The organism is Pseudomonas sp. W2Aug9 (assembly GCF_023127755.1).
Taxonomy (GTDB): Bacteria; Pseudomonadota; Gammaproteobacteria; order Pseudomonadales; family Pseudomonadaceae; genus Aquipseudomonas; species Aquipseudomonas synxantha_A.
The window spans coordinates 69,763-82,594 of the sequence record NZ_SPKL01000001.1 but is presented as its reverse complement, the minus strand read 5'-3'; the positions used below and the strand labels follow the sequence as shown (position 1 = coordinate 82,594).

Genomic DNA, 12,832 nt, shown 5'->3' with positions numbered 1-12,832 from the left:
TATGAAGTATTACAGCCTCCAACTGCAGCCCATGCAGGAATCCGGCGCATTCCTGCTTCGTGCGTTGCAGAACGAACAAACGCCTTTGCTGGATCTACTGGTACGCGAGTCCGTTCAGAACGCGCTCGACGCAGGGCGCAACGGTAATCAGGCTCTACCGGTTTCGGTGGACTTTCATATTCGTGAGCATTCGCTGGACGCTATCGCCTCCACGTTCACTGAAGGGCTGAACCTGCAGACGCTTGGGGAACGCTATCCGCGTACTCCGAAACTGCTCGAAATTCGCGATTCAGGTACCGAGGGGTTAACGGGACCGATGACCTTCGACAGCGTGGAGGCTAACGGTCAGCATGGGAACTTCCTGAAGCTGGTGTTCGAAATCGGGCGGACTCGCACGGATGATAGTGCGGGCGGTTCGTGGGGGTTGGGCAAGACCTGTTACTTCCGCATGGGAGCTGGCTTGGTCATCTACTATAGTCGGATCAAGACGGCCGGCGGATATGAAGAGCGGTTGGTGGCTTCGCTAGTCGAAGATGAAAATCGTGTCGACCGGCTGCAGCTCATGACGCAAACCGGCATTGCCTGGTGGGGTGCGAATGACAGCTTGCGAGCGATCACGACACCGGAGCACATTCACGAAATCCTAAAGGGATTGGGTGTCCGGCCGTTCACCGGTAACACAACTGGAACGGCAATCATCATTCCATTGCTCAAGGACAATCTACTACCCGTGTTCGACGAAGAAGGCGGGCCGGCACCATGGTGGTACAGCAGTTACGAAGATTACGTGAATGTTGCGATCCAGCGCTGGTTCAGTGCACGGCTGGATAACCCCTTCTTCGCCAGTGGTAGATATCTAAGTGCATCGGTGAACGGCAAGGAGATAGCCAGCGCGGACATGCTGCCGACATTCCGGGTAAGCCAATGCCTGTATGACCGCGCGGTAGGAGAGGCTCCAGAGGAGGAAGATTATCTGACCGCCAGAGGTGTCAAGAGTAATGATGTGCTCTGCAGAGCTATTCAACTACGCGGTGAGTTCGTGGGTAGTGGTCAGGCGGGCTGGGTGCTTGCTGTGGCGATAAGCTCACGCCAGTTGCAAATGGATGCGCCAGACAATGCGCCCAGCCCGGAAACCTGCATCTTTTCTAAGACAGACAGCAGCGCGCCCCATCGACCGATAGTGACGTTCATGCGCTCGCCTGGAATGAATATCTGTTGGGACGACAGTATCGATTCGCGAGGCTGGGCCGGTGGTTTTGCCGGTTTTGCGGATGGCCGATACGTTGTGGCGCTGTTTCTGCCAGATTCGGATCAGGAGCTCCTGCCATCTAAAGCCCGAGGGCTCCGCTCAACCATACAGAATTTGGAAGGGTATCTGAGGAGTTGTGAGCGTGCGGATCATGCCGCTTGGATAGACGTAAACGGAGGGCGAGTGGTTGAGAAAATTCGTGCTCAGTGTGGCCGCGCGATGAAGGATTTCGGCATACCGCCCCAGCCCAGCGTGACCGTCAAACCTTTGATGCGGATGTCACGCAAACTTGCCGAGCTCGTGCTGCCCAGTCGTGGGTTTGGCGGCGATGGGCGGTTTGGCAAAGTGCCGCCGCGTGTGGCCATCGGACATGGGGCCAGAAGAGGTGCGGTGCTTTCGCCCGAGCTGGAGATAATGGAAGTCAGGTATGCAACATCCGCCATCGTCATGAAGTGGTGTTTAAGATGGGGGATGGTGCAGCCAAGCATTCCGAGGGAAATCACTGTTTCTGTAGATTCCGAAGCCGGGCCGATCACCTTTGATACATGGGTTGATAGCGGGCTCGGCGCGTTCCCCTTTCGACTGGAGTCACCCCGCATCAGCAGCGCCGCCTCTTCTGTAAAAAGCATGGTAGTTGCAGATGGAACAGGTGTCAGGCTCACGGTTAGTACCGCGTCTGTTCAACCGGGACTCATGCTGGAAGGGGAGCTTCACGTCAGGATGACTGAATCCGGTGGCAAGTTGTTGCGGCCAGTGATCGGTGTCCAAATTTCGGATGCAAATGGAGTCGCGGAATGAGTACTCGATTGCCGCTATATCGAATGCTGAATGCGCCGCTCGGCGACGGAAGCGAGTCTGAAGTGACCTATATCTTCCGGTCAGATGACGGTATTGATCCGGGCGCGACGGCGGTGAGTGGCGATCAATATGCCTTGGGCAAGGACAGTGACTGGAACCCGGCCGAACATCCCTTGGTGGTTCAATGTTTGATCGAGCGGGCTCCGCTTTTGGAGGCCGTCTTCGGTCCCCACGGTGTGGTGAGCAGGGACGCTGAGGTTTTGCTGGCGCTGGAGTGGGCCTCTGCGGACTCCTGCTGGCGAACGCTTGGACCTATTCATGGCCTACGGCACGAAGCAGATGACGAGGACGTGCTGCTCGACATCGAACTGGAGCCCGGGACGGTCAGAGGTAGCGGTCTACTATCGGTTCAAGCGTTTCTAGGCCGATACGCAGTAGAGTTCGTTCCCGGATTTGCGCATCAGCCAGGTGCACGGCTGGGCCTCTTGGCACAGCCAATCGAAATCGTCATCGATGGTGACGGCTCCCTTTTTCCTGTGCTGGAGGAGTCTCTGGGCGCAGAAGGACCGTTGTGGGAATTGAAAGCTTGTTGGAGCGATCCGCAGGATGAACCATTCTCCAGCGACTACGTCGCGCTTGTACTTAACAACGCCCACCCGCATTTCGAACAGCTGCGCGACCGCCGGGCTCTGAATATCGAGCAGTCGCCGTTGATGCGTCAGGTGTTCGCAGCCTGGCTTGCGCTAGTCATTGCTCAGGTCCAGGAAGACATGGGCGCACAGTTTGATACGTATCTGAGCGCGCCCGATGCCGATGAAGGCATCGCGAGTATTGCTGACGCAGTTCGTTCATTCATTCGACTGGGTGATCTGAAAACAGGCTCACTTCCAGAGTTGTTCATATCTACCCAATGCTGGCTTGATCACCGGGTCCGGGAATTGGAGAGCGCAGCATGAGTTTCCCGACACTGAACCTCAAACTGTCGCAGCGCCACTTTGACGAGATGGTCAAAAGCGATGTGTTTCTCCCCGACATGTCCAGTCCCACAATGGACGAGATACGCCGTCAATTCCTCGCCATCGTGCCGCTGTATGACGCCACCGCGAGAAGCAATGCGTCAGGCCCTGGCGCATATGACATGAAAGTTGGCCTTGCCCTGTACCGGGTATTGTCAGAAGCAGGGATGGACATTCGCACTGCCGCAGATGATGGTTGGTGGCGCTTTCTTTCCCTGAGGGTGCTGCCGGATCTGGTGAGAAGTCGTTGGGACAGCGCACCACCTGTGCGGTACTGGAAGGGCCGAAGCCGCATCTGGTTGCGGGCAATGTGGTGGACCGTCCACCTTACGTGGCAGGGCTCCGAGGAAAGTACCCGAAAGGTACTGGAGAGTGTGACCACGGATACGGTAGTGCAACTGGTCGAGCGACCTGGTAAGGGCGGTTTCAGGATTGATCTGACGCGGCTGATTTTCAAAATGCGTCGGTTGCGCAAACCTTCCCAAGATCAGTTCAGGGCAATCATGAAGCTCAATACGGCTCAGATCGTGCTGAAGGAACCTCTGTTTTGCGAGGGCGGTTTGTTCGGCTACGTGGATGCGCTATTTGCCGATGTGGGATGCGCGCCCATCGATTTGGATAGTGACCATGACTGATCTTCTGAAAGAGATTCAAGAAGGCTTTGCCAACCTTGACGAGAGCGGCCGAATGTTGCCCATCAAGGCGATGCCAGTAGCGTGCCCGGCGTGGGTCTTTCGAGAAGGTGACAGGTTTGGTGTTGCTGTCGAATGCTCTGCCCCCCTACAGATTTCAGAAGGGTTTGCCGGAGCCAGCCTCCGGACAGTGGAGCGGGTTGTCGGGGGGCATCATCGGCATTTTCTGCGGCTGGAGTCGTCCATTGAATGGCTCCGCAACGAGTTCGGGGTGATCTGCGAGCATATGGTCAGCGTCGAGTCCGGAACCGCGGTGCGACAGGCGTTGCTGGCTGATCCTCTGGTTTGGTGGGAAAGGTGGCGGCACCTGCTGGGGAATGCGCTGGTCGACAAGCATGGCTATGACGTGCTCGCTGAGCTGCTGACTCTGGAGACGCTGGTTATGGGAGGGGGCACCTATGAGTGGAGCGGCCCTTTCGGCGGCGTAGTTGACATCAGAACTCCAGCGACCGACTACGAAGTCAAGTCGACGATCAGCCGTTACGGAAGCGTTATCAACATTTCCGGGCAGTTCCAGTTGGCCGCTTCATCGGGTAAGCCGCTACAGCTGATTCATTTCAGGTTTGAGCCTGTCGATGATGAAGGTGTGTCGATTGATCTCGTTTGCGATCGTCTCGTTGCGCTCGGCATCGATGCCGCCGTGCTGGAAATAGCACTGCAGCGTCTCGGCATGGAGGCAGGATGTTCGGCGCGAAAAGAAGCATATAACCTGCTCGAGGCAAGATCCTATACGGTTGATGACAGTTTTCCCCGAGTAACGCCTGCATGCTTCATAGGTGGAGTAATACCCGCAGGCGTTGTTCAGTTCGAGTACAGCGTTGATCTTTCGGGTCTAAAGTCCAGCCTGCTATAGAGATTGACTCAGGTTGAGTAACGGTTCGATTGAGACTCAGTTGTCTGTTTGGTAGCCCGAGCGCCCCGGTCAGTTGGACGGCTCGGTATGGAAAGCGGGCCAGGAAATATAGCGTTGTTCGCAATCCGGCACGGCCTTTAGAAGCCATTGGATCTCTGCTTCCGGCCTGCGAATTCCGCACTCCCAGAGTTCGAAGACGCGCCACCCCTGTTGCAGCAGTTCGTTCCTGTTTCTTATATCTCGCTTCACGTTCTGCTCGAACTTCGCGCGCCAGAAATCTTCGCGAGACTTGGGATTGGTCGCATACGGGCATCCGGGGTGCCTATGCCAGAAGCAGCCATGTATGAATAAGCAGAGGCGGTAGCGAGGTAGCACCACGTCGGGGCGGCCTGGAAGCTGTCGTAGGTGCAATCGATACCTGAAACCATGACTGTGCAGCAGCTTTCGAACCTTCATCTCCGGCATCGTATTGCTGCCGCGGATGCCGGCCATCATGCGAGATCTGACTTCTTTGCTGACTACGTCCACCTATTACCCTCTAAATGTGGCTGCGCTTGCTGAAGTTACGACCTTTGAACTGCGCTTCCGCTCCCGAGGCCTATATAAATGGTTGGTATTTCTCGCTCGGCTCGGTGGGACAACAGTTTTGCTGTTTATGGTCCATAATTTAAAGATTGTCATTTCCGCGAAGAAACTTTTAGTGGCAATCGTCGTGAGCGTGGCTAAAGCTGCGCTGGTGTGCCAATCCTGGTAAAGTATCGCTGCTCGGCTACCTACGCTGTTGCCATTCCTGTTTTCTTGACTGATGAGCCCATGACTCAATACCAGAACTCTCTTTTCCCGCCGAGGGCGACCGCCGAGCCAGCTGTTGCAATTGAGGACGCTATCCAGATCGTCGATCTTTTCGCTGGCCCTGGCGGACTGGGTGAGGGTTTTTCATCCTCCGGTGATGGCAAGCGGTTCGACATCATCGTTTCCGCCGAAATGGATCCTGTGGCTAGGAAGACACTTAAGCTGCGTGCCTTCTATCGCTTGCTCAAGCGCGAGTATCCCCGAGGGCTTCAGGACTACTATCGGTACTGCAATGGTGAGGCCGAAGAGCCTAGCACCCCTGAAACGACAGAGTTCTGGATCCGAGCCGAGGAGGAAGCACGGCAGATCACCCTAGGATCGGAGGAGGGCGACTCCGAGCTAAACGGACTCATCGATGCCAGATTAAATAAGGATGGACGTCCTTGGGTCCTTATAGGCGGCCCTCCATGCCAAGCGTATTCGATAGTTGGTCGGGCCAGAAACCAAGGCAAGCAGGGTTACGTCGCTGAGAATGATCATCGACATTTTCTCTATAAAGACTATCTGCGCATCATCAAGAACTATCGCCCTACTGTTTTTGTCATGGAAAATGTAAAAGGGATATTGTCCTCCAAGGTTGGAGGTGAAGGGATCTTTGCGCAGATTCTCCGAGACCTAGTGGACCCTACCCAAGCATTGGATCAGGTAGAGGGCGGGCAGAAATACAAGATCTGTTCTCTGGTTTCCGAAGAGTCGATCAGCTCTGCTGATTGCATCGGCAGGGTAAACCCGAAGTCTTTTATCATCGAAGCAGAAAAATACGGGATTCCGCAAGCTCGCCATCGAGTCATTCTTCTGGGAATAGCGCTCGACGAGCACGGTAATACTCCATTTCATGACCTCCTGAAAACAGCCGACCCGGTATCGGTCAGGCAAGCGATCGGTGGCCTGCCCAAGCTTAGAAGCAAGCTGTCGCGGCGTTCGGACTCCCAAGAAGACTGGTACCGTGCGGTTGCCGACGAAGTAGACGATTTACTGCGTCACGCGGAAAGGGAAAATGGAAAACTGATTGCGCCTCTGCGAGCTACTCGTCAAGCGCTTTTCAATGCGCCTCAGAGTTCTGGCGGTCTGCGAGTGCCTAAGGAGCAAGGTCTAGGCAACACGGGTATACCTTCCCTTGATGCTTGGTACCAAGACGTCAACATTAAATACTGGATGAGCCACGATGCCCGCGGACATATGAAGTCAGACCTACGGCGATACGCGTTTGCGAGCACCTTTGCTGAGCACAACAAGTATTCTCCAAAGGGCCATCAGCAATTTTCACTGCCTGGCCTTGCTCCCGCTCACAAAAACTGGGAAAGCGGTAAGTTCAGTGACCGTTTCAGAGTGCAGCTCGCAGAGCTTCCGGCAACGACTATCACCAGCCATATCTCGAAGGATGGCCACTACTTTATTCACTACGACCCTGCGCAATGTCGTAGTTTGACCGTTCGAGAGGCAGCGCGACTTCAAACCTTCCCAGATAACTATTATTTTGAAGGGAATCGAACCCAGCAGTACCACCAAGTGGGCAATGCGGTACCGCCTTTATTGGCAAACAAAATTGCGAAAATTGTTTATGACGTTGTGTGCCGGCGGGTAGCCGAGCGTCAAGATATTATGAAGCGCCCTGCACAAAATGAATCGCCACTGCTGCCGTAGGCGCTTACTGGCCCCTTTTTGGTGGGGCTACCTCCAGCACCGTTTTGGTATCCTGAAAATAGAATTTGGCAGTCCGGGATGCCAAAGCGGCAGGAACTCAAAAAATCTCCAAAGCTCCCATAAGCACTGAAGCCCGTGTATTTACTGGATTCCAGACACAAAAAAAGACGTCCAAAGACGTCTTTTTTCGTTGATTTGGTGGAGCCGGGGGGATTTGAACCCCCGTCCGCCAGTACTCCGCTGTCGGTACTACATGCGTAGCCGTTTCTATTAAGTTAACCCTCAGCGACCCGAAGGGCAGGGTGCTTTGGGCGAGTTGTGTAAGTTTTAGCCGCTTCGTCCACAACGTACTGCACGGCGATTCTGTTCTATATGACAATCACTTTGGGTTTACAGACATCCCCTGGTGATTGCTGGACCCGAAGGTACCAGAAGCTCAGGGCTAAGGCTGCTTACGCAGCGAGAGCGAATTCCTGGCCGTAGTTTTCGTCATTGGCAACTATAAGAAGTTGCAACAGTGGATTTACGAGTTCTGTTACCAACTCGGCATGCACCTAAAGTTTCGCGACCGGCGTCGAATCCTAAACGGCCCCGTGCTTGTAACTCGTTGTTTCTTAGTGAGTGACAAGCCTGTGCAGTGTACGCCAAAAGCTCAGCGAAGGCCAACCCGAAGGTTGGCCCTATCGCTTACTGACCGCCTTTCTCGCTGTTCTGCAGGTCTTGCAGGGCCTTGGAGGTGATTTCGATGCACTTCTTCTCATCACCTGCGTCGTGGGCGGCCTTGGCCTGGGAGACGGCGGTGTCTATTTCGCCACTTTTGCCACTGGTATCGGTGGACAGCAGGGCTTTGCCGTTGTTGATTTTGTCCAGGTTGATCTGGCACAGGTCTTTGTCACCGGCAGCGAAGGCGGGGGAGGCGAGCATCGCAGCGGTCATGAACAAGCCAGCAAGAGCGGAACGCTTCATAGGGTGTCTCCTTGCGCAAAAGGGCTCGACGCTGCTGGCGTGCAACCGCTGCCAGCGACATCACTGATGGGCCTCGTTTGTCGAGGCCTATGCAGATGACTGCGCTGGTGCGCCAGGGTTCGGTTTTTTTGCCGGGTCAGTGGGCGCGGGCGCGGGTGACGCGGTCTACCAGGTAGACCAGGCCGTGGTAGTCGATGCCGCCATGCTGGCTCAGGCCGATCTCGCAGGTGCGGCTGGTGGAGATGCCTTCGCTGCAATGTTGCACGGCGTGCTTGAGCGAGCGCAGGGCGTGGGCGTTGAGTTGCGGGGTGGTGAAGCCTTTGTCGCCGGCAAAGCCACAGCAGTGAATGCCTTCGGGGATGACGACGGTTTTTGCACAGCGTCGGGCCAGTTCGATCAGGGCCTGGCTTTCGCCCAAGTGCTGGGTGCTGCACGTGACGTGTACGGCGATGGGGGCTTCCTGCGGCGTGAAGTCGAGGCGGTCCAGCAGGTGGGTGCGGATAAAGCGTACCGGGTCGTAGAGGTCCAGGCGGGTTTCGCCCAGGTCTTGTACCAGGCGCAGGGTGCAGGGGCTGGTGTCGCAATAGATCGGGTCGAGGCCGCCTCGGCTGGCGTGGAGCAGGGCGCCGATCAGTTCCTGGCGCTTGTGTTCGGCCTGCTCGGCATAGCCTTTGGAGGCGAAGGGCTGGCCGCAGCACAGGTTGTCTTGATTGTCGGGGAATACGACTTGGTAACCGGCTTTTTCCAGGAGGTTGCGGGTTTTGTCGTACAGCGACATCTGTTCTTTATCCCCGGCTGCCGGGCCCATGGCGCGTGAGACGCAGGCAGCCAGGTAGACCACCCGCGGGCGCTCATCTGTAACTGGCGGGCTGAAGCGAATGGCTTTTTCCGGTTGTGGCATGGCATTGGTCCACTGCGGGATTTGCCCTTTGGACAGTCTGTTCACGGTGGCCGACCACTTTGTCAGGCGCGGGGCACCCAATAACATGCGTGCACCATTGGCGACGTGCAGGGTGAAGCGCGCGCCTTGCAGTGCGGTGGCGAAATGGCTGGCGAGCCATTCGGCGGTTTTCGTACGGTCTGCTTCGCGGCTGCGCAGCTTTTTCACCAGGTCGCCGGTATTGATGCCTACAGGGCAGCGTTGGGCGCATAGCCCGGTGGCGGCGCAGGTGTCGATGCCTTGATAGTGGTAGGCCGCTTCCAGTTCGGTGGTGTCTACGCCTGCGCGGCGTTTGGCCTGGATGTCGCGCCAGATCACAATGCGCTGGCGTGGGCTCAGGGTCAGGCCTTTCGAGGGGCACACGGGTTCGCAGAAGCCACACTCGATGCACTTGTCCACAAGCTCATCGGCGGCGGGCAGGGGCTTGAGGTGTTTGAGGTGGATTTGTGGGTCTTCGCTGAGCACCACATCCGGGTTGAGGATGCCGTTGGGGTCGAGCAGGCGCTTGAGTTGCCACATCAATTGATAGGCGTCGCTGCCCCATTCCAGTTCAACGAACGGCGCCATATTGCGACCGGTGCCGTGTTCGGCCTTCAGCGAGCCACCGAACTCCACCGCCACCAGTTGCGCGACGTCGTCCATGAACGCTTGATAGCGTGTGACTTCTTCGCTGCTGTTGAAGCCTTGGGTGAATACAAAGTGCAGATTGCCTTCCAGGGCGTGTCCGAAAAGGATGGCTTCGTCGTAGTGATGTTTGTCGAACAGTTCGATCAGGCGGTTTACGCCGATCGCCAGTTGTTCGACGGGGAAGGTGACGTCTTCGATGATCACGGTGGTGCCGGTTTTGCGTACGGCGCCTACGGCGGGGAAGGTGTCTTTGCGGATTGCCCACAGGCGGGCGTTTTCCACGGGGTCTTCGGTGAAGTCGACCTGTTTTTCTACGGGAAACGCCGCCAGAGAGGCCATGATCAGCGTTAGTTGTTCGTGCAGTAATGACGGCGAGGCCGCGCGGGATTCGATCAGCAGTGCGCAGGCATTTTCCGATAAGTGTTGTACGAATGCGGGCATACCCGGTTTGTCTTGCACCGAGCGCATACTGCGTCGGTCCAGCAGTTCAACGGCGGAAACCGGCTGGGTTTTCAGCACCGTTACTGCGTTGCAGCATGTCTCGACATCCGGGAACACGATCAGCGCCGAGGCTTTGTTCGGGTGATCGATTACCGTGTCGTAGGTGACCGCACTGATAAACCCCAGGGTGCCCTCGGAGCCGACCAGCAGGTGGCTGAGGATATCCAGCGGGTCGTCGAAATCCACCAAGGCGTTGAGTGACAGGCCGGTGGTGTTTTTCAAACGGTATTTGTGGCGAATCTTCGCAGCCAGTTCAGCGTTTGCGCGTGTCTCGCGGCCCAACGTGGCCAGGCGCTCAAGCAGTGCACTGTGGGTTTGGCGGAAGGCTTGCACGCTGGCGGCATCTTCGGTGTCCAGGCGGCTGCCATCGGCCAGTACCAAACGAATGCCCGCCAGGGTGTGATAGGTGTTTTGTGCCGTACCGCAGCACATGCCGCTGGCATTGTTGGCAACGATGCCGCCAATTTTGCAGGCGTTGATCGACGCCGGGTCCGGGCCGATCTTGCGCCCGAACGGCGCGAGCCAGGCGTTGGCCTGGGCGCCGATGACGCCGGGTTGCAGGCGGATCTGTGTGCCTTGCCCACGAATTTCGCGGTGGTTCCAATTGTCGCCGAGCACGATCAGCACCGAGTCGCTGATCGCCTGCCCGGACAGGCTGGTGCCCGCGGCCCGGAAGGTCACCGGCACGTGATCGCGCTGGGCCAGTTGCAGCAGTGCGACGACTTCGTCTTCTGACTCCACGCGGATCACCAGCTGTGGGATCAATCGGTAGAAGCTGGCGTCGGTGCCGAAGGCGAGGGTGGAAAGTGGGTCGTCGAAGCGGCGATCTTGCGGGATCAGTTGTGCGACGTCGCTGAGAAAAGCAGCAGGCAGGCTCATCGGTCCTCCAGAAATAGCAGACGCCGGCATCGTTGTCCGGCGTCGATTCTTACCCTATTACGTGCAGGTCTCAGTGCACCAGCATACCGGTGAACCAGTACGCCTGCGCCAGGGTGATCAGCCCGACGATGGTGGCAAAGAACAGACTGTGCTTGAGGGTAAAGCGGAACAGATCGGACTCCTTGCCCACCAGGCCCGTGGCTGCGCAGGCCACGGCGATCGATTGCGGCGAGATCATTTTGCCGGTCACGCCGCCGCTGGTGTTGGCGGCTACCAGCAAGGTGTCGTTGACGCCAATCTGGTGGGCGGTGGTGGCTTGCAGCGAGCTGAACAGGGCGTTGGATGAGGTGTCCGAGCCGGTCAGGAAAACCCCCAGCCAGCCGAGGAAGGGCGAGAAGAACGGGAAGGCGGCGCCGGTGCCAGCCAGTACCAGGGCCATGGTCGAGGACATGCCGGAGTAGTTGGTGACGAAGGCGAACGCCAGCACCATGCCGATGGACAGGATCGGCCAGCGCAGCTCAAAGAAGGTCTCTTTTAAAGTGGTAAGACCAGTCTTGATATCAATTTTCAGCACCAGCATCGAGACCAGTGCGGAGAAGAAGATCGCGGTGCCGGTGGCCGAAATCGGGTCCAGCTTGAAGACGGCGGGGATGGCGGTGGGGTTGGTGACGATGGGTGCGACTTTGATCACCAGTTGGTCCAGGTGGGGGATCGCGAAGTTGAACACCCAGCTGTACATCGAACCTCCGGCCGCGAACATGGCCTTGAAGGGTTTGAGGGTCCAGATGGTGACCAGTACGGTCAGGATCAGAAACGGCGACCAGGCCTTGAAAATTTGCCCCAGGCTGTAGGGTGAAACCACTGTGCTGCGTGGCAAACCGAAACCGCCGGCGCTGGAGGTGACCGCTACGCTGGAGGTGGCACCGGCAATCTGCGCGCCTGCGGTGCGCTTGGGTTGCCAGATTTTCAGGAACAGTGTCAGGGAGATCAGGCTGGCGAGGGCCGAGGTAATGTCTGGCAGTTCCGGGCCAATGAAGTTGGAGGTGAAGTACTGGGTGACGGCAAAGCTCAAGCCGGCCACCAAGGCTGCCGGCCAGGTTTCACGCACGCCGCGCAGGCCGTCCATCATGAACACCAGCCAGAAGGGCACAAACAGTGACAGCAGCGGCAGTTGGCGGCCGGTCATGGCGCCGATCTTGAACGCATCAATGCCGGTGACCTGGCCTGCGACGATGATCGGAATGCCCAGTGCGCCGAACGCCACCGGCGCGGTATTGGCAATCAGGCACAGGCCCGCGGCGTACAGGGGGTTGAAGCCCAAGCCCACCAGCAACGCGGCGGTGATTGCCACGGGTGCGCCGAACCCGGCCGCGCCTTCCAGGAAGGCGCCAAAGCAGAAGCCGATCAGCAGCACCTGCAAGCGCTGGTCATCGGTGATCGACAAGACGGAGCTGCGGATGATCTCGAACTGCCCGCTCTTGACCGTCAGCTTGTAGAGGAACACCGCCGCCACGATGATCCAGGCGATCGGCCACAAGCCATAGGCAAACCCGTAACCAGCCGCTGCCAGGGCCATGTCGACCGGCATCTGGAAGGCGAAGATGGCGACCAGGATCGACAATGCCAAGGTGATGCTGCCGGCCACATGGCCTTTGAGGCGGAATACGGCCAGGGCCAGGAAGAAGAACACGATTGGAATAACGGCGGCCAGTGCGGACAGGCCGAGGCTGCCGAGAGGGCTGTAGAGCTGTTGCCAGGTTTGCATATGGGGTGGCCCCTGATTGTTGTTGTTTGGTTAGCTTGGATAATTGGTAA

General features: G+C 57.4%; 9 protein-coding genes and 1 other RNA gene. 5 read left to right on the top strand and 5 right to left on the bottom strand.

The features are described from left to right. Position 1 precedes the first annotated feature (1 nt). From E3O56_RS00365 to E3O56_RS00350, 4 genes are read left to right on the top strand one after another with little or no spacing between them, the layout of a single operon-like run. Positions 2-2,047: a hypothetical protein gene (locus E3O56_RS00365; RefSeq protein WP_248127574.1), complete on the top strand. Its 2,046-nt coding sequence runs from the start codon at positions 2-4 to the stop codon at positions 2,045-2,047. After that, complete coding sequence (locus tag E3O56_RS00360) at positions 2,044-3,003, top strand: hypothetical protein (RefSeq protein ID WP_223023195.1); 960 nt, start codon at positions 2,044-2,046, stop codon at positions 3,001-3,003. The genes E3O56_RS00365 and E3O56_RS00360 overlap by 4 nt, the downstream gene beginning before the upstream one ends. Next, positions 3,000-3,698 (top strand): hypothetical protein, encoded by a 699-nt coding sequence (locus E3O56_RS00355; protein ID WP_051661116.1) that lies wholly within the window; start codon positions 3,000-3,002, stop codon positions 3,696-3,698. The genes E3O56_RS00360 and E3O56_RS00355 overlap by 4 nt, the downstream gene beginning before the upstream one ends. Next, complete coding sequence (locus tag E3O56_RS00350; protein WP_248127572.1) at positions 3,691-4,608, top strand: PD-(D/E)XK motif protein; 918 nt, start codon at positions 3,691-3,693, stop codon at positions 4,606-4,608. Before E3O56_RS00355 ends, E3O56_RS00350 begins: the two co-directional genes overlap by 8 nt. Before the next feature lie 69 nt (positions 4,609-4,677). Here the strand turns inward: E3O56_RS00350 and E3O56_RS00345 are convergent, their stop codons facing one another. Continuing rightward, the gene (locus tag E3O56_RS00345) at positions 4,678-5,136 is read right to left on the bottom strand and encodes a very short patch repair endonuclease (protein ID WP_038451537.1); all 459 of its coding nucleotides are present in this window, start codon (positions 5,134-5,136) and stop codon (positions 4,678-4,680) included. Between the two features lie 285 nt (positions 5,137-5,421). Here E3O56_RS00345 and E3O56_RS00340 point away from each other — a divergent pair, with 285 nt between their 5' ends. Further along, positions 5,422-7,104: a DNA cytosine methyltransferase gene (locus E3O56_RS00340; RefSeq protein ID WP_248127569.1), complete on the top strand. Its 1,683-nt coding sequence runs from the start codon at positions 5,422-5,424 to the stop codon at positions 7,102-7,104. A 196-nt stretch (positions 7,105-7,300) separates the two neighbouring features. Here E3O56_RS00340 and ssrA read toward each other — a convergent pair. The 4 genes from ssrA to E3O56_RS00320 form a co-directional block, all read right to left on the bottom strand. Next, positions 7,301-7,697: a transfer-messenger RNA gene (ssrA, locus tag E3O56_RS00335) on the bottom strand. 94 nt (positions 7,698-7,791) lie between these two features. Then, positions 7,792-8,070, bottom strand: coding sequence for a hypothetical protein (locus E3O56_RS00330; protein ID WP_223018236.1), 279 nt, complete (start codon positions 8,068-8,070; stop codon positions 7,792-7,794). Between the two features lie 136 nt (positions 8,071-8,206). Continuing rightward, a complete protein-coding gene (locus tag E3O56_RS00325) occupies positions 8,207-11,017 on the bottom strand; it encodes an FAD-binding and (Fe-S)-binding domain-containing protein (RefSeq protein ID WP_248127567.1) in 2,811 nt (936 codons plus the stop codon). A gap of 70 nt (positions 11,018-11,087) precedes the next feature. Then, on the bottom strand, positions 11,088-12,782 hold the full coding sequence (locus tag E3O56_RS00320) for a lactate permease LctP family transporter (RefSeq protein WP_032879436.1): 1,695 nt from the start codon (positions 12,780-12,782) through the stop codon (positions 11,088-11,090). Positions 12,783-12,832: the final 50 nt, after the last annotated feature.